20 protein-coding genes are annotated in these 20,402 nt (G+C 63.8%); 4 read left to right on the forward strand and 16 right to left on the reverse strand.

The window, feature by feature from the left end; all coding sequences use genetic code 11:
- Window positions 1-200: 200 nt before the first annotated feature.
- The 7 genes from AC1Q7F_RS23835 to AC1Q7F_RS23865 all read right to left on the reverse strand — a co-directional run bounded on the left by AC1Q7F_RS23835 (window position 201) and on the right by AC1Q7F_RS23865 (window position 6,944).
- Window positions 201-656 carry a hypothetical protein gene (locus AC1Q7F_RS23835; protein ID WP_492511034.1) on the reverse strand — a complete coding sequence of 152 codons (456 nt, stop codon included), beginning with the start codon at window positions 654-656 and terminating at the stop codon, window positions 201-203.
- Window positions 653-1,792: a phosphotransferase family protein gene (locus AC1Q7F_RS23840; protein WP_492511035.1), complete on the reverse strand. Its 1,140-nt coding sequence runs from the start codon at window positions 1,790-1,792 to the stop codon at window positions 653-655. The genes AC1Q7F_RS23835 and AC1Q7F_RS23840 overlap by 4 nt, the downstream gene beginning before the upstream one ends.
- Window positions 1,789-2,751 carry a DUF7064 domain-containing protein gene (locus AC1Q7F_RS23845; RefSeq protein WP_492511036.1) on the reverse strand — a complete coding sequence of 321 codons (963 nt, stop codon included), beginning with the start codon at window positions 2,749-2,751 and terminating at the stop codon, window positions 1,789-1,791. Before AC1Q7F_RS23845 ends, AC1Q7F_RS23840 begins: the two co-directional genes overlap by 4 nt.
- 21 nt (window positions 2,752-2,772) lie before the next feature.
- Window positions 2,773-3,045 carry a cytochrome C oxidase subunit IV family protein gene (locus tag AC1Q7F_RS23850; RefSeq protein WP_492511037.1) on the reverse strand — a complete coding sequence of 91 codons (273 nt, stop codon included), beginning with the start codon at window positions 3,043-3,045 and terminating at the stop codon, window positions 2,773-2,775.
- Window positions 3,042-3,623, reverse strand: a complete 582-nt coding sequence (locus AC1Q7F_RS23855; RefSeq protein WP_492511038.1) for a cytochrome c oxidase subunit 3 — start codon at window positions 3,621-3,623, stop codon at window positions 3,042-3,044. Before AC1Q7F_RS23855 ends, AC1Q7F_RS23850 begins: the two co-directional genes overlap by 4 nt.
- On the reverse strand, window positions 3,604-4,326 hold the full coding sequence (locus tag AC1Q7F_RS23860; protein WP_492511039.1) for a hypothetical protein: 723 nt from the start codon (window positions 4,324-4,326) through the stop codon (window positions 3,604-3,606). The genes AC1Q7F_RS23855 and AC1Q7F_RS23860 overlap by 20 nt, the downstream gene beginning before the upstream one ends.
- Window positions 4,327-4,394: 68 nt before the next feature.
- A complete protein-coding gene (locus AC1Q7F_RS23865) occupies window positions 4,395-6,944 on the reverse strand; it encodes a TonB-dependent receptor (protein WP_492511040.1) in 2,550 nt (849 codons plus the stop codon).
- A 169-nt stretch (window positions 6,945-7,113) separates the two neighbouring features.
- Between AC1Q7F_RS23865 and AC1Q7F_RS23870 the strand changes: the two genes are divergently transcribed.
- From AC1Q7F_RS23870 to AC1Q7F_RS23880, 3 genes are read left to right on the forward strand one after another with little or no spacing between them, the layout of a single operon-like run.
- On the forward strand, window positions 7,114-8,175 hold the full coding sequence (locus tag AC1Q7F_RS23870; RefSeq protein ID WP_492511041.1) for a 2Fe-2S iron-sulfur cluster-binding protein: 1,062 nt from the start codon (window positions 7,114-7,116) through the stop codon (window positions 8,173-8,175).
- A 25-nt stretch (window positions 8,176-8,200) separates the two neighbouring features.
- Window positions 8,201-9,673: an aldehyde dehydrogenase family protein gene (locus AC1Q7F_RS23875; protein ID WP_492511042.1), complete on the forward strand. Its 1,473-nt coding sequence runs from the start codon at window positions 8,201-8,203 to the stop codon at window positions 9,671-9,673.
- Window positions 9,674-9,701: 28 nt separating this feature from the next.
- Window positions 9,702-10,457 (forward strand): SDR family NAD(P)-dependent oxidoreductase, encoded by a 756-nt coding sequence (locus tag AC1Q7F_RS23880; RefSeq protein WP_492511043.1) that lies wholly within the window; start codon window positions 9,702-9,704, stop codon window positions 10,455-10,457.
- Between the two features lie 69 nt (window positions 10,458-10,526).
- Here the strand turns inward: AC1Q7F_RS23880 and AC1Q7F_RS23885 are convergent, their stop codons facing one another.
- Window positions 10,527-11,639 (reverse strand): alkane 1-monooxygenase, encoded by a 1,113-nt coding sequence (locus AC1Q7F_RS23885; RefSeq protein ID WP_492511044.1) that lies wholly within the window; start codon window positions 11,637-11,639, stop codon window positions 10,527-10,529.
- A gap of 217 nt (window positions 11,640-11,856) precedes the next feature.
- Here AC1Q7F_RS23885 and AC1Q7F_RS23890 point away from each other — a divergent pair, with 217 nt between their 5' ends.
- Window positions 11,857-12,615: a MerR family transcriptional regulator gene (locus AC1Q7F_RS23890; protein WP_492511045.1), complete on the forward strand. Its 759-nt coding sequence runs from the start codon at window positions 11,857-11,859 to the stop codon at window positions 12,613-12,615.
- Here AC1Q7F_RS23890 and AC1Q7F_RS23895 read toward each other — a convergent pair.
- The 8 genes from AC1Q7F_RS23895 to AC1Q7F_RS23930 form a co-directional block, all read right to left on the reverse strand.
- On the reverse strand, window positions 12,612-13,763 hold the full coding sequence (locus AC1Q7F_RS23895) for an enoyl-CoA hydratase-related protein (RefSeq protein ID WP_492511046.1): 1,152 nt from the start codon (window positions 13,761-13,763) through the stop codon (window positions 12,612-12,614). The genes AC1Q7F_RS23890 and AC1Q7F_RS23895 overlap by 4 nt on opposite strands.
- A 30-nt stretch (window positions 13,764-13,793) precedes the next feature.
- Window positions 13,794-14,717, reverse strand: coding sequence for a 3,5-dioxohexanoate:acetyl-CoA acetone transferase (gene kce, locus AC1Q7F_RS23900; RefSeq protein ID WP_492511047.1), 924 nt, complete (start codon window positions 14,715-14,717; stop codon window positions 13,794-13,796).
- Window positions 14,718-14,834: 117 nt separating this feature from the next.
- Window positions 14,835-16,076 (reverse strand): acetyl-CoA hydrolase/transferase C-terminal domain-containing protein, encoded by a 1,242-nt coding sequence (locus tag AC1Q7F_RS23905; protein ID WP_492511048.1) that lies wholly within the window; start codon window positions 16,074-16,076, stop codon window positions 14,835-14,837.
- A gap of 1 nt (window position 16,077) precedes the next feature.
- Window positions 16,078-16,869, reverse strand: coding sequence for an enoyl-CoA hydratase-related protein (locus AC1Q7F_RS23910; protein ID WP_492511049.1), 792 nt, complete (start codon window positions 16,867-16,869; stop codon window positions 16,078-16,080).
- 48 nt (window positions 16,870-16,917) lie between these two features.
- Complete coding sequence (locus AC1Q7F_RS23915; RefSeq protein ID WP_492511050.1) at window positions 16,918-17,679, reverse strand: glucose 1-dehydrogenase; 762 nt, start codon at window positions 17,677-17,679, stop codon at window positions 16,918-16,920.
- A gap of 21 nt (window positions 17,680-17,700) precedes the next feature.
- On the reverse strand, window positions 17,701-18,186 hold the full coding sequence (locus AC1Q7F_RS23920; RefSeq protein WP_492511051.1) for a MarR family winged helix-turn-helix transcriptional regulator: 486 nt from the start codon (window positions 18,184-18,186) through the stop codon (window positions 17,701-17,703).
- A gap of 71 nt (window positions 18,187-18,257) precedes the next feature.
- Window positions 18,258-19,427 carry an acyl-CoA dehydrogenase family protein gene (locus AC1Q7F_RS23925; RefSeq protein ID WP_492511052.1) on the reverse strand — a complete coding sequence of 390 codons (1,170 nt, stop codon included), beginning with the start codon at window positions 19,425-19,427 and terminating at the stop codon, window positions 18,258-18,260.
- A 39-nt stretch (window positions 19,428-19,466) separates the two neighbouring features.
- Window positions 19,467-20,363, reverse strand: a complete 897-nt coding sequence (locus tag AC1Q7F_RS23930) for an SDR family oxidoreductase (protein WP_492511053.1) — start codon at window positions 20,361-20,363, stop codon at window positions 19,467-19,469.
- Between the last annotated feature and the right edge of the window lie 39 nt (window positions 20,364-20,402).

The following is a 20,402-nucleotide window of genomic DNA, read 5'->3' on the forward strand; positions in this document are numbered from 1 at the left end:
GGCGCGGCCAAGGTGGGAGAAAGGAAAGGGGTTGAATTCCATGCCGGTACCGAATTCCGCCTTTCCGGTCAGGGGGAAACCTGCTTGTTTCTGGCTTTTCGGGATTGAGGAGGGGCGGTATCGACGATGGTGATCCAATTCGCAGACGGAGCGAGAATCGGTGTGGATGTTTATCGTTAAGATCATGAATGATGCCGGGATCAGGCGGAAAACTCCCGGTCGAAGCCCATGGGGGCGAACCAGCGGCGGTCCTTGGTGGTCCGCTCCTGTTCATGGGCGATGACCAGGGCCTGCACCTGACGGGACAGGGCAGGGTGATCCTCCAGCAGGTCGCAGATGGCGTGGTTGATCGCCTCCTTGTCCCCCCGCGGCTTTCCCTCCCGCAGCAGGTTGCGCAAGGGGGTGAGGCTTTCCGGTGCTACGCCCTGCGCCCCGGCTGCTTCCAGCAGGCCGGCGGCCAGCCGGGCGGCATCGTCCAGCGCTTCCTGTTCGAAACTGAGGCAGCCATCGATATGGGGGCGCAGGATGGACAGATGTCCGAGGCAGAGTTGAAGCTGTTCGCGCGCCAGCCCGGCATCCGGCGGCAGGGCCGGCAGGATCACATCCGTCATGGCGCGCATAATGCTGGATAGCCGATCATCGATGGAGGGGTTCATGCTGCCTGCTCCTCTTTCAGAAGCCGACAGAGGTCGGCCGTGAAGATCGGCCCTGCCCCTGCCAGGAAGGTGAGTAGAACATCCTGATGGTTGTGCTTGGCGCGGGCCACGGAAACGCCGTTGGCGGCGACGATGACGTAGCATTTCCAGGTGCTCAGTACCTCGTAGAAATGCAGGGTGCGGCGGTTGATGTGCCGGCCGGACGCGGCCTCGTAAGCCGCAATGAATTCGTCGCGCCCGAACAGGTCGCCGGCCCGGAACTGTCCGTCATCGAAGGTGGCGAACATACGCATCAGCACCCATGCCACATCCTCGTGATAGTCGCCGATGCGGGCCAGTTCCCAATCCAGCACCGCCGTGATGCGGACTTCTGCTTCATCGAACAGGTAATTGCCCGTGCGATAATCGCCATGGGTCAGGACCAGGTCGCCGGCGGTACAGGACGGGATATTGTCCAACAGCCATTGTTCGGCCAGCGTCACGATGGGCAGATATTCCACCCGGTCGATGCGCAGCAATTCGCGCCAGTAATTCAGGGTCCAGCGCGCCGCCTGCTGCGGGTCGGCATCAGGGGCGGCGAAGCCGGACAGGTCGGCCCGCCGCCAGTCCAGGGCGTGCAACGCCACCAGATGGTCCAGGAAGGGCTGGCGCAGCTTCTCCCGCAGACCCGGCCCCAGACGGGTGCCCAGACCGCTGACCCGTAATTCCGACCCGCTGGGCTTGGTCACGCCCTTCACGTGCGCCATGATGGCGGCGGGACGGCCGAAGCAGGAGCCGTCGGCGTCCAGCCAGAGTGGCTCTGGCACGGGCAGGATGTGCTGCACCGCTTTCAGCACGGTGAATTCCCGCTGCCGGTCGGTCTCGGTGATCGCCTCCAGCGGGTCCATGCGCAGGACGCAGCGTTGGCTGCTACCGTCAGGGGCGGTCAGGTCGAAGAAGAACTGCTCCTTTGACGCCCCACCGCCGACACGGACCAGCCCGCGGATGGTGGCGCCCGGCCGCTGGATGGCGAAAAACCGCTCCAGGGCCGTTTGCACATCCGCGTCACGGCGTGCGGAGTAGGGCGGCAGCCCGCGCCGGGCCGCCCGCTGTTGCAGCAGGCGACGCAGGCTTGGTTCCATGTCCGGTTCGCTCATGCCGGCCCCCCGTTGCGATAGGGGGCGTGGGCGCGGATATGGGACAGATAGTCGGTGGGCCAGCCAATCTCCATCCAGCCCAGGCCGGGTTTCCCGTCGATCCGCGCCCGGCCCGGCCCTTCCAGCAGGACCAGAGCGGGGTCGGGGACTAGTGGATAATGGGCGAAGACCTCCACCTCTACATGCGTGGTCCGCCCGGCCTCATCCAGCAACCGGGCCTGATAGGCGCGGTGCTTGAACTCCGCGTCGGGCTGCCAGTCGATGGCAAGGTCGGTGACCTCCGCCAGCAAGCCATCCTTGTGGACATAGCCGCGCAGTTCGATCCGGCCCAGGGCCTGCAACTGCCAGAAATGGACGGACACGTCGCCTTCTGCCTGACCCTGGAACCATTTGTAATGCTGCATGGCCCGCCAGTCGCGCGTGCCCCAGCTATGGTCGCGGTGGCCAAACGTGTCCAACGCGATCTCCCGCCCGTCCAGCACCAGTTTCCCTGTTACCCGTCCGCTCTGTTCAATGCGGTTGATAGCGGCATAGGCGGGGCAGCCATCCTTGTGCGCGCCATAGGCATAGGGCGGGTGAAACGCCTCGAACCGGAAATCGACCAGGGCGCGCGGGCTTTCCCAGCGGATGTCGGCGCGGCGGAAGGCCAGGTCCTGGCGCATACTGAACTGATCAATGCGCCAGTCGCTGAAATCCATGTCGGCGGGCACGGGCCGGTCGGGCAGCAGCACCTGCACCGGTTCCGCCCCGACGCCGGGACCGAAGATCACCAGCACGGCACCGGCGGCCCCGGCCCCGTTCACCCAGGTATAGGTGAAGAAACCGATGCCCAGGTCGGGCAGGTTGACCAGATAGGGTACGGATTCCCGTGCCAGCGGGTTGTCGTCCAGGCGGTGGCGGCCATCATGCACATCGTCGATCGCAAGGCCGGGCCGCGCCAGAAGGGTGGGATCGAACATATCCTTGGGCTCCGATCAGTATCAGGAGGATGGCAGCAGATAGCCGCCCAGGATGATGGCGGTGGCCAGCAGCACCCAGATTTCCAGCGCCAGGCGCCAGGCACGGGGTCCCCAGGTCACTTCCATGAAATGCACCACGACCAGCCGGATCTTGGCGGCCGCTATCAGAATGACGAGGGCCGTGGACCAGCGTCCGTCGGTCAGGTCATGGGTCAGCCAACCGCTGGCCAGGGTGGCGATGACCAGCAGCGCCCAGGGTCCGGTGGCGGCCAGATGTCTTGCCGCCGCACTCATGACAGCCTCTGCAGGTAAAGCATCGGGAACAGCATGATCCACAGCAGATCGACCATGTGCCAGTAGCAGCCGACGGATTCCGTCCAACGGCGCAGGCCGTCATCCATGGGGGCCGACCGTACCTTGGCCAGGGTGACCAGAAGGGCACCGATGCCGATGATAAAATGCAGGAAATGGATGCCGGTGAAGGTGAAGTAATACATGAAGAAATCGTTGGTGAGCATGGTGATGCCCGCCTGGATCTTACCGGCATATTCCAGGACCTTGGTTACTGCGAAGCCCAGGCCGATGCCGATGGTCAGAACCAGGAACAGGATGGCCCGGGGCCGCGACCCTGCCCGCACCGCCTCCACCGCCTGCACCATCATCCAGGAACTGGTCAGCAGGATCAGGGTGTTGGCGATGCCGAAGGTCGGGTTCAACGCCAGCCGGGATTGCTCGAACAGGGCCGGATCACCCATCCGGCCCAGGGTGAACAGCAGGAAGAACAGGGCAAACGCCGTCATGTCGGCCAGGATGAAGACCCAGAGGCCGGGGTCGCCCGGCAGGCCCGCGCGTTTAAGCCCTTGCGCCTGCATCCGCCACCTCCCGTTCCAGCCTCGGGATGGCCTTCAGGATGTACCAGGTGATGATGGGGGCATAGATGAAGAAGATCGAGAATTCGATCCAGTAGTTCAGGATGCCCTGGCGCGCGAATGGCCCGGTCTTGAAAAACGGCATCAGGCATTCGGCCGTGAACATGAAGCCGACCCAGATGGAATACCAACAGACCCATTTCGGCATCAGCGGCTTTTCCCGCTTGTCCTGCAGGAAGCCCACGCCCAACGCGATCATCTGCACGCTGGTCACCGAATAGCCCAGATCGATCAGCAGCCAGGCCAGATCATAGAGCATCTGCAAGGTCTCGTCCGGCAGGGCTTCGGGCCGATAGGCGCCGGCCAGCCAGAAGGAGTTGGAGACCAGCACCGGCACCACGGTCAGCCCGGCGCCCCAGATCTGCAATTCCAGCAGGATGGAGTGGGGGCCGGTGACATGGCGCATGACCTTGCCGATGGCCAGGCCCCAGACGCAGTAACAGACGGTGAAGGTCATGGAAATGACCATGCCGGTGCGGATGATGTTCTGTTCCGCCTTGAACCAGTCCGCAACCACCTTGGCCGGCATGTCGCCGGCCCAGGGCGGAATATTGTGTCCCATCACCCCCCAGAACAGGATGAAGACCGCCATGAAGATCATGCCGTTCCAGGCGCAGAAACGGACATGTCTGAAATCATCGACCATATATGCCTCCCTTGGGGCGGAGAACGGTCCCCGCCCCATTCCTCTTGAACTGGATGGATGGGCCGGGATCAGAACCGGTAGGTGGCTTCCACGCCGAAGGTCCGCGGCGCCGACCGGATGCGATAGTCGGAGCCGAAATTACCTTCCAGATTGATGCCGAACGGGAAATAGAGCTTGTTGGTCAGGTTCTTGACCCAGACCGCGACGGTATAATCGTCGGCGATGTAGGACAGGCGGGCATTGGCGATGATGTAATCGCCCTCGCCCTTATGGAACACACCCTTGGCCAGATCGCGGGAATGCACCGCGCTGTTCGGGCTGACATAGTCATAGGCACCGAAACTGTCGTAATAGAAACGGCCCGTGTAGCTGGCATCGCCGTTCAGGGTCACTTTGCCGTTTGGCAGTTCAACCACGTCCCAGTCGAACCCCGCCGTCACCGACCATTTGGCGGCATAGGGGAAAGGGTTGCCGCCGATATCGACATTGCCGACGGCCGAACGCAGGCAATTGCCCTGCTGTGGCAGGAAGCCCGCCAGGGTGGTGGTGGGGCAGCCATTCTTGTCATATTTGCTGTCCAGATGACCCAGACCGGCATTCAGGCGCAGCGTGTCGCTGGCCACATATTCAATCTCCGCCTCGAACCCTTTCAGGGAACCGTCCAGGCTGATCAGGTTGGCCGTCGCCGACTGATCCACGATCTGACCCTGCTGGCCCTTGTAGTTATAGTAGAAAACCGACGCATTGACCTGCAGGCGGTTGTCCAGGAAGCGCGACTTGATACCGGCCTCATAGGCGTCCACCGTTTCCGGCGGCACGAAATAGACCTGCTGCGACGCCTGATAGGCCAGACCATTATAGGTGCCGCCGCGATAGCCCCGGCTGTAGCTGCCATAGGTCATCACGTCGTCATCCAGCTTCCAGTCCAGCACGACGCGGCCGGTGGGCTTGGAGGAGGTGGCGCGGCGTTCCAGCGGTGTATAGCTGCCGGGAGAGACGCCGATAATGTAGGGCTGCTCCACCCCGCCCGGCGCATAGCCGGACACGGTGACCAGACGCGGGGCACCGGTATCGTCGTAGAAGATCGACAGCGCGTCGGTGTAGGCGAACTTGTCCCAGGTGTAGCGGGCGCCGGCCGTCAGCTTCAGACTGTCGGTCAGCTCAAAGCTGCCTTCGCTGTAAAGCGCATAGGATTTACGGGTCTGCACGAATTCCTGGGTGCCACGGATGCCGGTGGGCAGCGCGTCGACGGGCAGCAAGGTGCCATTGAAGGCACCGCCGGGATTGAAGTAGGTGGCAGGCAGGCCCGCCGCCTTGCGGATGTCGGACAGGAAGTTATAAAAGTCCGGCCGGTTCATCGAATGCATCCGGTCCCAGCCATAATAGGCACCGACGATCAGCTTGAACCGGTCGGCGTCCCAATCCAGGCGGACATCCTGGTTCACCGCCTTGAACGGGCTGTCATAGCCGATGGTACAGGCCCGCGCTGGTGTGCCGTCGCAATCGGTGGTCGGCGACTGCGAATAACGGCCGCTGTCATATCCGCTGACAGAGATCAGGTTCAGATCGTCGGACAGTTCTGCACGGACATTCAGCACCGCACCCTCCGATCGGGTCAGCGCGTCGTTCACCCCATCGGATTCCACTTCGCGGTCGCCAATGCCCCGCGCCGTGCGGCTATAGTCCGGCGGCAGGATGCCGGCCAGCGGGGAACCATAGAGAGCACCCAGCGGGGTGGTGCGCAGGCTGACCGTATCGTTGGTCAGGGATGGGCCGGTATTGATCGGTACCTCCTGTCCGGCTTTCGTCTTGGCGGCGTAGCCTTTCAGGGTAATGTCGATCTTCTCGGCCGGCTTGAACCGCACCGTGCCGCGCAGGCCATAGGTTTCCGGCCCGCCCGGATCCATGCCGGTGGCTTGGTTGCCGAAGGCCGCCGCGTCCGGCAGGTTGGGGGACGATTTGTTCAGCCCCGCGGCCAGCCGGTTGTGCATATAGGGATCGGCATGCACATAGGTGCCGGCCAGGCGCAGGCCCAGCTTGTCCTCCACCGGCGTGGTCTCCACCGCCCCTTCGACATTGAAGCGGTTGAAGCGTCCGTAGCCGACGGTGAGATAGCCGTTGCTGCCCTGCAGACGCGGCTTGCGGGTGATGAAATTGATGGCACCGCCGGTGGTGTTGCGGCCATAGAGCGTGCCCTGCGGGCCGCGCACTACCTCGATCTGCTCAAGGTCGTACAACTGCTGCCCGTGTGACGAGCGGAAGGTCTGGTAGACTTCATCCACATACACGCCGACGGGCGAGGCGGCATTGGCATTATATTCTGTGCCCACGCCGATGCCGCGCAGGGAGAAATTGGGCTGCTGCGAGCCATAGGCCGAGGAAACCTGCAGGTTCGGCATCTTGGCGCTGAGATCGCTGGTCTCGAAAACCCCCTGTTCCGCCAGATCGGTGGCGGACAGGGCGGAAACGGCAACGGGGACCAGCTGCAAATTCTCCGACCGTTTCGTGGCCGTGACCACGATTTCCTCCAATACCGGCGCCTGCTGGGCAAGGACCGGCACCGCCGTGCCGAGTGCCGTGGTCAAGGCAAGCAAATGGGTGGCGTGAAACGCTCTCATGGACATGTCTCCTCCCGTCACGCTGTTGGCTTTTAGGCATTGATGCCTGATTAATTTTGCGTGACCTTCATACGCAAAATAGTGTATAGGGACGATATGTCAACATGTTTATTAAATTGGCCGCCGGCGGAACCGCCCGTCGACAAGAGCGGCGCCAAGAGGGGAAATGATGTCCTGGTTGAAGTCCTTGTTCGGGGCCGGGACCCCGGCGACCGTCACCTTGCAGCCCTCCGGCCGGTGCTTCACGCCCGGCAAGGACGAGACCATCCTGGAACGGGCGCTGAAGGAGAAGATCGCCTATCCGCATGATTGCACCGTGGGCACCTGTGGCGCCTGCCGCAGCAAGCTGGTGTCCGGCAAGGTCGATGCCATCACGCCGTTCGGCTATACGCTGAGCCGTGAGGAACTGGCGCAGGGCTACATTCTGGCCTGCCAGGCGCTGCCGCGCGGCAATGTGACGGTGGCGGTGGATATTCCGGACCGCGAGATGCCGGTGCCGGTGCGCACCAGTGGGCGCATCAGTGCCATCCGCGATCTGACTCACGACATCAAGCAAGTGACGTGGCGGGTGGATACGCCCATCGACTATGTCGCCGGACAATATATGAATATCGGCTGGCTGGGGTTGGACGGCACCCGTTCCTATTCCTTCTGCGACGCGCCGGTGTCTGATGGCCGCGCGGAGGTCAGTGCCTTCGTGCGCCGGGTACCGGGCGGGGCCTTTTCCGAATTGCTGTTTGCGGGCGATCCGCTGGCGGTGGATTTCACCATCGACGGGCCGCACGGCAATTTCCGGCTGCGGCCAGGAGAGGGGCCAATCCTGTGCATCGCCGGGGGCAGTGGCCTGTCACCGTTGATGAGCTTGCTGGAAGATGCACTGGCCCGGGGGGTGGCGCGCGATGCGTTGCTGCTGTTCGGCGCGCGAGGCGAGCGCGACCTTTATTGCCAGGAGCAGATCGCCGCCATCGCCCAGGGTTGGAAGGGTCGTTTCGATTTCTGGCCCGTCCTGTCGGAAACGCCCGTGCCGGACCTGCGGTCGGGTTTCGTGACGGCGCATGTGGGGGCTGCCCTGGAGTGGCTGGGCGCGGCCCCCCAGGCCTATATGTGCGGCCCGCCGGGCATGATCGACGCGGCCGTCGCCGCCCTGTTGCCGGCCGGTATTCCCCTGGATGACATCCATTACGACAAGTTCACCGATGCCGGCACGAAAGCAGCCGGCACGAAGCCTTAACCAAACAAAATCAAGGGAGTGAAACATGCAGACAGCCCAGGAACTGATCCGGACGCCCAAGGGGCAGATGCTGATCGACGGGCAATGGGTGGCGGCCTCCTCGGGTCGCCTGATCGATGTCGAGGACCCGGCCGACGGCAGCTGCATTGCCCAGGTCGGAGCCGGTGGCAAGCAGGAAGTCGACCTGGCCGTTTCCGCCGCCCGCCGCGCCTTTGAGGACGGCCCCTGGTCGCGGATGCGCCCGCTGGATCGCGGCCGGCTGCTGGAGGATATCGCCCGGCGGGTCGAAGCCTGCGCCGACGAGTTGGCCCTGCTGGAAAGCTATGACAATGGCAAGGCTGTGGCCCATGCCAAGCTGCTGGACCTGCCGGCCACCATCGACATTTTCCGCTATATGGGCGGCTGGTGTTCCAAGATCACCGGACAGACGCTGCCCGTGTCCTTTGATGGAAGGCAATATCACGCCTATACGCTGCGCCAGCCGGTGGGCGTGGTGGGGGCCATCGTGCCCTGGAACTATCCGCTGGCCATGGCCGCCTGGAAGATCGCCATGGCGCTGGCGGCGGGCTGCACGGTTGTGCTGAAGCCATCGGAGGTGACGCCCCTGTCGGCCCTGCGGCTGGTGGAGATCATCCATGAGGCGGGTGTGCCGCCGGGTGTGGTCAATATCGTTACCGGTTACGGATCCGAAGCTGGCCAGGCCTTGGCCGAACATCTGGATGTCGACAAGATCGCCTTCACCGGCTCCACCGCTGTGGGCAAGCGCATTGCCCAGGCGGCGCTGGGCAATATGAAGCGGGTCAGCCTGGAACTGGGCGGCAAATCGCCATCCATCATCTGTGCCGATGCGGACCTGGAGCAGGCCATTCCGTCGGCCGCCCTGGCCATCTTCTTCAATTCCGGCCAGGTCTGTTTCGCCGCTTCCCGGCTTTGTGCCCATCGCAGTGTCTATGAAAAGGTTGTGGAAGGCTTGGCACAGGTGGCCCAGTCCTTCCCCGTGGGCAATGGCCGCGATCCCAGCACGATGCTGGGGCCGCTGGTGTCCAAGGCGCAGCAGGATCGGGTCCTGCGCTATGTCGAAAGCGGAAAGGAAGAGGGGGCGCGGCTGGTCACGGGCGGCGTCGCCGTGGGCGAGCAGGGCTATGGCGTGGCGCCCACGATCTTCGCCGATGCCAATCCCGACATGAAAATCGTGCGGGAGGAAATCTTCGGTCCCGTTATCGCCGTGCAACCGTTCGACGATATGGGCGAAGTGGTGAAAGCCGCCAACAGCACGAATTACGGCCTGGCTGCCAATATCTGGACCCGCGACCTGAAGACCGCCCATCGCACGGCCAAGGCGCTGCAGGCCGGATCGGTCTGGATCAACTGCCACGGCATCGTCGATGCGGCCGTGCCGTTCGGCGGCTTCAAGGAATCCGGCTGGGGCCGCGAGGTCTCCGAAGAAGGGGTGCTGATGTACACCGAAACCAAGTCGATCTGCGCACTTCTCGATTGATAAACACCATAAATCAAAGGGGTAGGACATGCGTCTGCAAGGCAAGACCGCCATCATCACGGGTGCCGCGACCGGCATTGGCCGCGCCACCGCCGAACTGTTTCAGCGCGAGGGGGCGAATATCGTCATCGCCGACATCAAGGGGGCGGAAGAGGCCGCTTCCCAGATGGGCGGCAATGTCAGTGGTGTGACCACCGACGTTTCCGATAAGGCCAGCACCCTTTCCATGGCCGCACACGCCGTGGAACGGTTCGGCGGCGTCGATATCCTGATCAACAATGCCGCCATCTTCACGGGCCTGAACTATACGCCCATGGAGCATATCGAGGTTGATGCCTGGCGCCGGCTGATGGATGTCAATGTCATGGGTCCGTGGCTGTGCGCCAGCGCCGTGCTGCCCTCCATGCGGGCGCGGGGCGGGGGGCGCATCATCAACATCGCGTCCGTCATCGCCCATGTCGGCATCCCCTTCATGCTGCATTATGTGGCATCGAAGGGGGCGGTGGCCGCCATGACCCGGGCTATGGCCCGTGAACTGGGCATTACCAAGAGCGGCATCCTGGTCAATGCCATTTCCCCCGGCTATGTGCATTCGGCCAATGCCATGGCCAACACCGAGCAGCATGCGGCGTTCGAGGGTACGGCCGCCACCATGCGCCTGATCGACCGGCCGCAGGAACCGGGCGACATTGCCGGGGCAGCGATCTGGCTGGCCAGCGGCGACGGCGGCTATGTCAACGGCCAGAACATCGTGGTCGATGGCGGCATCTTCTTCAGCCAGTGAGGTCTGAACATGCGGAAGGGCCGCTCCGGTGACGGAGCGGCCCTTTTCCTTGGGCGGTCTGTGGAGTGCTCAGACCGGCTTCAGATGCGCATTGGCCGGGGCATCGTCGAACCAGTCTGGCCAGCCGGCCCGGCGGTTCTGTTCCCGCGCCAGTTCGCGTTCCCCGGCGGTGGCCAGTTCATTATCCCAGCGGCGCAGCGCTGGCATGATGACGAAATGGTGCCAGAGCGGCGGGATCAGCGCGGAGAAGAAGCAGACGAAGACGCTGGGCATCGGGATCCATTCCCGGTCGGGCACCAGTTCATGGAAAGCGGCGTAGCTGTTGGTATGGTGGTCGGCATGGTTGGTGATTTCATAGCCCATGACGCGCGACAGCGGCTTCAGGTGGTTCCAGACATGCCGGCGGGTGATGGGCGTGCCCAGCACGCGGACCAGGCCGTAATGCTGGAAATAGTTGAAGCTCTCCACCCAGAAGCGGGCGCCGACCATGCCGGCCAGGACGACGGCATTGGCTTGCCAGCCGCCGATATAATACACCAGCGACTGGAAGATCACCTGGGCCAGGATGGCCTTCCACAGCCGGTGGCGGATGGACCAGCGGCCATATCCCTGCTTTTCCAGGCTGTCGCATTCGGTGGTCAGGGATTCGATGGTGCTGCGTACCACGGCGCGGGGGGTGAAGACGTAAAGGCTGGTGCCGCGCGGGGCGGTATCGCTGTCTTTCACTGTGGCCACGTCGATATGGTGGCCGACCACATGCGCGATCTCCCGCGTGCAGTCCAGATAGCAGATCTGGCAATAGCGGCCGATGAAGCGGCGCAGCTTGCCGCGCTGGTGGTACAGCTCATGCGTGGCCGGGACCAGGGGCACCACGCTCATCCAGGCCAGGGACAGGATGCCGCCCGTATATTGCCAGGCGGTGATATCGGGCGTACGCGCCACCCACAGGGCCGCCAGCACATAGAGCGCCGGTCCCAGCAGCGAGGACAGCCAGACCGGAATGTCGGCCAGCCCCTTGGCCGGGGTGCGGCGGGTGGCGAAATCGTTGGGCAGCACACTGTCGATCAGCCCCAGCACGGGCAGCGACGCGATGCCGGCCCAGACCCAGTCGCCACCGGCAATGAAGCCGGCCGCGGCGGCGAGCTGTATCAGCACGGCGGTGTAGTAACGCAGATAGTCCATGATCCTTGTCCTCCCTGGGGCTTGGCCCCGGACCGGCCTCATCGTCTTCGCTCGAATTTCGTCGAGGGACTGGCCATTTCACGTATAGACTATACGCAATAATGCCAACCGCACAACAGATGAATCGGTAAATCACTATACTAATCTCGCTATCTCTTGCCCCGCGGGATATGAAAGCGCCTGACATGCCTATTGCTCCCCGCTATGGTCACCACCCATGAAAATGCGTGAATTGGAAGCCCGAACGGGCGTGAACCGGGAAACCATCCGCGTGCTGTTCCGGCACGGGCTGCTGCCGGAACCCGTGCGTGGGGCCCGCAACGTCGCCGATTATGATGAGACCCATGTCCGGTCCATCCTGACCGTCCGCGACCTGCAGAAGGACAGCGGCCTGACCCTGCCGCAGATCAAGGCCATGTTGAACGGCCAGTCGGCTGAACGCCGGGTGGAGGCGGGCGCTCTCCAGCATCTGGAGCATCTGGTGGCCATCAGGGTCGGATACGAGCATGGCACCGTTTCCATCGCCACCCTGGCGCAGAAATTTCCCCATGCCGGTCATGATGCCCAGGTCTTCGCCTCCATCAATCTGGTTACCATCATGGAGGGGCGCGACGGCCCGCAACTGAGCCTGAGCGATGCGCGCCTGGTGGAGATATGGGGCCAGATGCGCGAAGCGGGCTTCATGGAGGGCACCGGCTTCCCGCCGGAGATCCTGGCCTATTATCGTGACGCGTCCGAATATGTCGCGGCCAATGAGGCCCGGCTGTTCCTGGAGCGTACGGAAGGGCGGATCACCGCGGATGAAGGGGCGGCGATGTTGCAGATCGCCTTGCCGCAGATGCTTGATTTCTTTGGCGTTTTGCGCCTGAAGGCCTTCATGCGCAACATCCATGATGCAACGCATAGTGGCAAACCGGTACCGCTGGTACCGTCGCCATTGGCGAAGAAAGGACGCAAGCGGAAGGGTGATGTCTAATTTCGCAACTGTGCGAACGGTCCGCCGAGATAGGCCGGAAAGCCCGCTTCTGCCACCAGGGCGTAATCGGCCATACGCTGTTCGGCCTCGGTAAGGCCGTCGCGCAACGGGGAAGCCGCCGCCAGCAAGGCCGGCAGGGTGGCGGCCAACGGCTTCAAGGTGACAATGGCCGATGTCAGGGCAGGGGTAAGGGTTCCCCGCTTCACCGCGCGCTCGTAGTCGGTTTTGCCCAGGAACAGGGTCTGGATCATGTCGCGCGGTTCGCGGCGCTGGATAAGACGGGCGAATATCGACATTTCCGTGCGGATGGCGGCGTCGAACTGCTGGGCCAGACCTTGTTCCACGCAGTCCAGAATGGCGATCGGTGCGGGGTAGTGGCCCTGTGTCGCAGCCATCATTTGTTCCCGCCGAGGTGGAATGATTGCGGCGATGGTGCCCGGTGTCACCGGAACATGGTCTGGCCGGTCCCAGGGTTGTGAGGCATGGGCGGCATCGGACAGAAGCCAGCGCTCAGCGGCGGCCACTTCTTCCCCTGCCGGCACCAGTTCATGCACCAGCCCCGATGCCAGGGCCGCGCCGCCGGACAGGCGCTGGCCCTCCAGCAGCACGGGCAATGCTGCTTCCGCGCCAATCAGTCGGGGCAGCCGCTGGGTACCGCCGGCACCGGGCAACAGGCCGACCAGGGATTCCGGCAGACCCACGGCCACGCGCGGATCATCCACCAGCACCCGATAATGCCCGCCCAACGCCAGCTCACAGCCCCCGCCCAGGGCCAGCCCGGCGATGGCGACGGCCACAGGCTTACCGGCGGTTTCCAGGGCACGAATGGCGCGGCTCAACGGGAAAAAATGCTCGAAGGCGATATTGAACCGGTCGCGGGGCGGGGCAGCAACAATCATGTCATAGGCCACACCCAACTCCCCCAGGTCGGCGCCTGCACAGAAGGCTGACGCCTTACCGGAGCGCACGACCACGCCGCGTACCTGATCGGCGGCACCCAGCCAGGCCGCAAAGCGGCCCAGTTCATGGATGGCGGCGTTGGAAAACACGTTCATCGTCCGGCCCGGCATATCGAACACCAGATGGACGAGGCCGTGATCCGTGGGTTCGACACGGAACTGTTCAAGGACGGGGATGTCCAGCGACATGGCGGATTTCCTCAGCGGTCAGGGAATGGATCAGAAGGCGACCTTGTCGCCGCCCTTAAGGGCCAGGATCTGCCGCGCCTCGTCCGGGGTGGCGACTTCCAGGCCCAGCCCCTCGATGATCTGCCGCACGCGTGTGACCTGGGCGGCGTTGCTTTTCGCCAACGCGCCCTTGTCCAACCACAGGCTGTCCTCCAGCCCCACCCGCACATGCCCGCCCATCGACGCGGCCATGGCGGCCACCGGCATCTGGCTGCGTCCGGCGGCCAGTACCGACCAGCGGTAATGGGTGCCGAACAGCCGGTCGGCCGTGCGCTTCATATGCATGACATCATCGGGATGCGCACCGATACCACCCAGCAGGCCGAAGCAGGTCTGGATGAACAGTGGGGCCTGCACCAGCCCCTCCTGCCAGAAATAATGCAGGTTATAGAGGTGGCTGGTGTCGTAGCATTCGAACTCGTATCGCGTGCCGGTGGCGTTCAGGGTCTCCAGCGCGTAGCGGATATCCTTGAAGCTGTTGCGGAAGACCAGATCGTGGCTGCCCTCCAGCATCGCCGGTTCCCATTCATGCTGGAAGGTCTTGTAGCGTTTCAGCATGGGGAACAAGCCGAAATTCATGGAGCCCATGTTGAGGCTGGCCACTTCCGGCTTCCAGACGGCGGCCGGCTTCACCCGCTCCTCCACGCTCATATAGGGCGATCCACCGGTGGTCAGGTTCACGACCACGTTGCTGGATTGCTTGATCACCTTCAGGAACGGTTCGAACGCCTCCGGGCTCTGGTCCGGACGGCCATCCACCGGGTTGCGCGCGTGCAGATGCACGATGGCGGCCCCTGCCTCTGCGGCCCCCAAGGCGGACTCCGCGATCTCCGCCGCCGTAACCGGCAGATGCGGCGACATGGAGGGGGTATGGATGGAGCCGGTGATGGCGCAGCTGATGATGATTTTGCTCACGGCGTTTCCCCTTGTTGCCCTTCACTGTAGGTCAGGTCGAGCCATAGGCGAGCCCTGACATTCATTGACATTGTCGCTTGTCAGGGCTCGGCATTCGCCTCGACCTGACCTACGGCGCTACAGCCGCTTCGCATATTCGGCCCAGGCCCGTTCCAGCCCCTCGCGCTGTGCCGGATCGGCCACGGCGATCAGGGCGGCGGCGCGGGCGGCATGGTCCTTGTCCCGCAGGTCGGCCACGCCCTGTTCAGTGACGACCAGATCCACCTCTGTGCGCGACAGCGACACCGGCCCGGCCGCCATACCCGGACCCGTGATGCGGGTGATGCGCCCGCCATCGGCACTGGACGGCAGGGCCACGATGCGCAGGCCATGGGCGATGCGCGCACCGCGCGCGAAATCCGTGGCCCCGCCCGGCCCCGACATCAGGCCGCGGGGCGTCAATTCGGCATAGGCCTGGCCGAACAGATCGACCTCGATGGCCGAATTGATGGTCACCAGCCGGTCGATACCGCCCAGGATGCGCGGATCATGGGTGACGGCCACGGGCTGGAAATTGAACGCGGGTTCCACCACCCGGTCGTACAGGCGCTGGCTGCCGATGGCCACGCCGGCGGTGACCGACGCACCGGCGGCCAATGCCCCGGCATCGATCAGGTCAAGCACCCCATCACCGATCAGGCCGGTATGGAAGCGCAGGTCCCGATGCCCCGTCAGTGCCCGCAGCACGGCCCCCGGTATGCGTCCCAGGCCCGTCTGCAGGGTGGCACCATCGGGCACATGGGGTGCTATATGGCGGGCGATGGCGGCGGCCACGGGATCGCCGCCATCGTCCTTCATCCCCAGCAGGGTCTGCCCCCCCTCCAGACAGGCGGTCAGTTCCCGCCAGGGGATGCCCCGGTGACCCGGCGTGCGCGGTAGCAGCGGGTTGACATGGGCGATGCGCACGGGGATTTGCGGCCACAGTTCCGCCAGGAAGTCCACGGCGGGGCCAAAGCTGCACCAGCCCTCCGCGTCCGGCGGTGTCACCATGAACAGGGCAGCGCTGATCGCCCGGCGGCGCAGCAGGGCGCGGATGTCGGCGTAACAGAGCGGCAGGAACGTCACCCGGTCGCCCACCGCCTTCAATTCCGGTGTCATGAAAAAGCTGAGGGAGCGGCACTCCTGCCCCGCCAGCCAGGTCCGCCGGTTCAGGCCGGGGACGAAGATGCCGGTGAAGCACATGGCCCCCAGCGCATCCCCGGCCAGGGTGACCGCGTCATGCAGCACCAAAGATTCCGTCGAGCAGCTTGACAGCAGGGTCAGGCCGCCCGGCGGCAGCACCTGCATCAAATCGCTCGGCTCGATGCGGAGCGGCCCCATCTCACTTCACGAAATCATGGAAGTTGGGCTTGCGCTTTTCGGTAAAGGCCCGCACGCCCTCCTTGCTCTCCTCCGTCTCGTAGAACAGCTTCACCGTGTTCAGCGCCAACAGGCTGATGCCCCGGATATTCTCGCTGTCGGCATTGAAGGACCGCTTGGCGAGCGCCAGGGCGGTGGGGGAACGCTCGGCAAGGATATCGGTCCAGGCCTTCACAGCTTCGTCCAGTTCGGCCATGGGCACGACCTTGTTGACCAGCCCCATCTCGTACGCCTGCTGGGCCGTATACATCTCGTTCAGGAACCACATTTCCCGCGCGCGCTTGTCGCCGATATGGCGGGCCAGCAGGGCGGTGCCCCAGCCGGCATCGACGGAACCGACCTTTGGCCCTACCTGCCCGAATTTGGCAGTATCCGCGGCGATGGTCATGTCGCAAAGGGTGGCGAAGACATTGCCGCCGCCGATGGCAAAGCCGTTGACCCGGGCGATGACGGGCTTGGGCACATCGCGGATGATCGACTGAAACTCGTCAATGGGCAGGCCGACAATGCCGCGCCCATCATATTGGCCTTCATGCGCGCTCTGGTCGCCGCCGGTGCAGAATGCCTTTTCCCCCGCACCGGTCAGCACGATGGAGGAGACGTTGCGGTCATGGGCGGCGATCTGGAACGCCTTGATCAGTTCCTCGATCGTCTGGGCGCGGAAGGCATTGTACTGCTTGGGCCGGTTGATGATCACCCAGGCGGCGCGGTCGCGCACCTCATAGATGATGTCCTCGAAGGCGGGGATGGTCATGATATCGCTCGCTGTCGATGGTTTGGGGGCAGGCGGAGGGGGCGACCCTCACACCATGTTCATGCCGCCGGAGATGGAAATGGCCTGGCCGGTGATGTACGCGCCGTCGTCCGACGCCAGGAAGGCTACCATGCCGGCATAATCCTCCGGCTCGCCCATGCGCTTCAGCGGGATGCCGCGCACCATGGCGTCCTTCCATTTCAGGGCCTGTTCGCCCTCTCCCAACACGGCAGCCATCATCGGCGTGTTGGTCGGGCCGGGGCAGACGCAGTTCAGCAGCACATTCTTGCGCGCCAGTTCCCGCGCCACCGATTTGGTGAAGGAGATCAGACCGCCCTTGCAGGCGGAATAGACGGCCTCGTCGCTGGTACCGACGCGGGCGGCGTCGGACGCAATGTTGATGATGCGGCCGCCGCCGCGCTCGGCCATGCGGGCGGCCACGACATGGTGGGTATTCAGGGGGCCGTGCAGGTTGATGCGGATGATCTTGTCCCACAGCGCCCGGTCGGTCTTCAAAAACGGCATCGGCTGGTCCCAGCCGGCATTGTTGACCAGGGTCCAGACAGGGCCCAGCTCGCTCTCCACGGCGGCGACGGCGGTGGCAACCGCATCATAGTCGCCCACATCCACGGCCCAGGTCCGGATGGTGGCATCGGGGCCGGCCAGACGGGCGGTTTCCTCGCCTGCCTCGGGCTTCAGGTCGAAAATGGCGACCTTGCATCCCTCCTGGGCCAGCCGCAGCGACAGGGCGCGGCCAATGCCTTGCCCGCCACCGGTGACGACGGCCACCTTGTCCTTCAAACCACGCACAGTTCCTCCTTCATCCCCCTGTCATTCGGGGATCGCGTCATTGTTGCTGTCCGCCTCACCCTCATTGCCGATCATGGCCAGCAGCGTGGCCTTCATGGTCCGCAGGGTCAGGGCGGCCTGGTTAAGGTCGGCATCACTGATGCCGGCCAGGATTTCCGTTTCCACCTGATCCACATGCTCGCGGATGGTACCGACCATCTTCATGCCGGCCCGGGTCAGATAGACACGGCGGGCACGAGCATCGGCCTCGTCGGCGCGGCGTACGACAAAACCCGCCGTTTCCATCCGGTCGATCAGGCCGCCGATCGCCACCTTGGTCAGGTCCAGATCAGCGGCCAGCGCGGTCTGGGTCATACCGTCGCGTCGCGACAGGAAGGCCAATACCCACCATTGCGAACGGGTGATCCCCAGCGGTTTAAGGGCCCTGTCGACCACGATGCGGCGCAGGCGCGAGACATCGTGAACCAGGAAACCAAATCGCAGGTTGCTGTTCAAATCCTTGAGCATGATTGGAAGGTCCAGACTGGTCAACACTGACCTCCCATTAGCGGATTTCCAGGCATTTCGCGAGTGTGCGTTCAGGAAGCCTTGCGGGGGGAAAGCCGGCCTTTGAACATCTCGCGGGCGATAATCGTCTTCATTATCTCGATGGAACCCCCGGCGATCTTCACGATCCGGGCGTCGGCATAGGCGCGGCAAATGGGATATTCCCACATGTAGCCCCAGCCACCGAACAGTTGCAGACACTTGTCCGCTGTCTCGCAATGCAGCTCCGATGTCACCATCTTGGCCATGGCGGCATCCACCGGATCCAGTTCGCCATCAATGAAGAGCTGGATACAGCGGTCGGTGAACACCCGTGCCATGGTGGCGCGGGCCTTCAGGTCGGCCAGCACGAACTGCGTGTTTTGGAAATCGGCGATGGTCTGGCCAAAGGCCTTGCGCTCGGCCGTGTAATCGACCGTCCACTCGATCATCACCTCCGTCACCATCGCCGACCGGATGGCCTGGGCCAGCCGTTCCTGTGACAGCTTGGTCATCATCTGCGGAAAGCCCTGGCCCTCCACCCCCAGCAGGTTGGTGGCAGGTATCCGGACATTGTCGAAGAACAGTTCTGAGGTGTCCTGCGCCTTCATGCCAAGCTTTTCCAGGTTGCGGCCGCGCTGGAACCCTGGCCGGTCCCCCTCCACGATGAACAGGGACACACCCTTGGCACCCGCCGCACTGTCGGTCTTGGTGGCCAAGACCACCAGATCACAAAGCTGGCCGTTGGAGATGAAGACCTTCTGTCCGTTGATAATGAAATCATCGCCGTCGCGGGTGGCGCGGGTCCGCACTTCCTTCAGGTCGCTGCCGGCGTGCGGTTCCGTCATGCCCAGCGACCCGATAGCCTCCCCCCGCACCATTTTCGGCAACCAGTGGCGCTTCTGCGCGTCGGTGCCGAAGGACAGGATATAGGTGGCCACCAGATCGGTATGGATCAGGAAACCAGGGCCGCTGGCACCGACACGCCACAATTCCTCAAACACCACCACGTCGAACAGGTAATCACCGCCCAGCCCGCCATATTCTTCCGGCACGGTACAGCAGAGCAGACCTTCTGCTCCCGCCTTCAGCCACAGGTCACGCGGGACGATGCCGTCATGCTCCCATTGGGCATGATAAGGCACGATCTCCCGCTCCACGAAGCGACGGACGGTCTGTCTGAAAATCTCATGTTCCTCGCGGAATATGGACCGTTTGATCATGATTGTTGGACTCCAGAAGAAAAGACACGCCGGTCGGCATCAGCCCGTGGTGCGGGCGGCCTTGGCCTGGACGGTGGATTTGTCGATGGCGGTCCGCGCGTCGGACCATTGCTGGTCACTCATGCGGGAAAGGTCGGCGAAGGTGCTGGGGGCGGCCAGGTGCTGTCCGCCATCAATGGCGATGGTCTGGCCCGTCAGATAATCGCAGGCATCCGACATCAGGAAGATGATCAGGTTCTGCAATTCCGCGATCTTGCCGAAGCGGCGCATGGGCACCGTCTCGCACCCTGTCGCCGTCGATTGCGCGTCGGGAATGGGGTTCAGTTTTTCCCAGGCGCTTTCGGTGGGGAAGGGGCCGGGGGCGGTGGCGTTCAGGCGGATGCCATAGGGGCCCCATTCCACCGCCAGCGACATGGTCATGGCATGCACCGCCGTCTTGGCCATGGCCGACGGCACCACAAAGGGCGACCCCGTCCACACCCAGGTGACAAGGTTGCTGACCACCGATCCCGGCAGTTTCTGCGCGATCCAGCGCTTTCCCGCCGACAGGGTCAGGTGGAAGCTGCCATCCATGACCGTGGAGGTGACGGCGCGGAAGCCGCGCGCGCTCAGATCCTTGGTCGGAGCGATGAAATTGGCGGCGGCATTATTGACCAGCCCAGTCAGCGGCCCATGGACCCAGATGGCATCCATCATGGCGTCGACGGCGTCGGCGTCGCGGATATCGCAGACATGGCCGATCACCCTGGACCCGGTTTCGGCCGAAATCTCTGCCGCCGCTGCATCCAGCAATGCCTGACGGCGCCCGCAGATATGGACGGTGGCGCCCTTGGCGGCCAGCGCCTGGGCGATCTGCCGCCCCAGGCCGCTGCCCCCGCCGGACACCAGGATGGATTTCCCGGCCAGCGCATCTTGTCTGAAAATATCGCTTCTCATCTGGCGGCCTTCCCCATCCTGATTTGGTTGCGCGCGGTC

This window comes from Niveispirillum sp. GW835-FHT14G11, from assembly GCF_058793615.1.

Bases quoted from the DNA above. Each gene is read 5' to 3' on its own strand.
- AC1Q7F_RS23865 (WP_492511040.1), bottom strand. From the start codon at position 6,944: ATGAGAGCGTTTCACGCCACCCATTTGCTTGCCTTGACCACGGCACTC.
- AC1Q7F_RS23925 (WP_492511052.1), bottom strand. From the start codon at position 19,427: ATGATCAAACGGTCCATATTCCGCGAGGAACATGAGATTTTCAGACAG.
- AC1Q7F_RS23910 (WP_492511049.1), bottom strand. From the start codon at position 16,869: ATGACCATCCCCGCCTTCGAGGACATCATCTATGAGGTGCGCGACCGC.
- AC1Q7F_RS23895 (WP_492511046.1), bottom strand. From the start codon at position 13,763: ATGTCGCTGGACATCCCCGTCCTTGAACAGTTCCGTGTCGAACCCACG.
- AC1Q7F_RS23855 (WP_492511038.1), bottom strand. From the start codon at position 3,623: ATGCAGGCGCAAGGGCTTAAACGCGCGGGCCTGCCGGGCGACCCCGGC.
- AC1Q7F_RS23850 (WP_492511037.1), bottom strand. From the start codon at position 3,045: ATGAGTGCGGCGGCAAGACATCTGGCCGCCACCGGACCCTGGGCGCTG.
- AC1Q7F_RS23860 (WP_492511039.1), bottom strand. From the start codon at position 4,326: ATGGTCGATGATTTCAGACATGTCCGTTTCTGCGCCTGGAACGGCATG.
- AC1Q7F_RS23920 (WP_492511051.1), bottom strand. From the start codon at position 18,186: ATGCTCAAGGATTTGAACAGCAACCTGCGATTTGGTTTCCTGGTTCAC.
- AC1Q7F_RS23845 (WP_492511036.1), bottom strand. From the start codon at position 2,751: ATGTTCGATCCCACCCTTCTGGCGCGGCCCGGCCTTGCGATCGACGAT.
- AC1Q7F_RS23885 (WP_492511044.1), bottom strand. From the start codon at position 11,639: ATGGACTATCTGCGTTACTACACCGCCGTGCTGATACAGCTCGCCGCC.
- AC1Q7F_RS23930 (WP_492511053.1), bottom strand. From the start codon at position 20,363: ATGAGAAGCGATATTTTCAGACAAGATGCGCTGGCCGGGAAATCCATC.
- AC1Q7F_RS23840 (WP_492511035.1), bottom strand. From the start codon at position 1,792: ATGAGCGAACCGGACATGGAACCAAGCCTGCGTCGCCTGCTGCAACAG.
- AC1Q7F_RS23890 (WP_492511045.1), top strand. From the start codon at position 11,857: ATGAAAATGCGTGAATTGGAAGCCCGAACGGGCGTGAACCGGGAAACC.
- AC1Q7F_RS23870 (WP_492511041.1), top strand. From the start codon at position 7,114: ATGTCCTGGTTGAAGTCCTTGTTCGGGGCCGGGACCCCGGCGACCGTC.
- AC1Q7F_RS23835 (WP_492511034.1), bottom strand. From the start codon at position 656: ATGAACCCCTCCATCGATGATCGGCTATCCAGCATTATGCGCGCCATG.
- AC1Q7F_RS23905 (WP_492511048.1), bottom strand. From the start codon at position 16,076: ATGGGGCCGCTCCGCATCGAGCCGAGCGATTTGATGCAGGTGCTGCCG.
- AC1Q7F_RS23875 (WP_492511042.1), top strand. From the start codon at position 8,201: ATGCAGACAGCCCAGGAACTGATCCGGACGCCCAAGGGGCAGATGCTG.
- AC1Q7F_RS23880 (WP_492511043.1), top strand. From the start codon at position 9,702: ATGCGTCTGCAAGGCAAGACCGCCATCATCACGGGTGCCGCGACCGGC.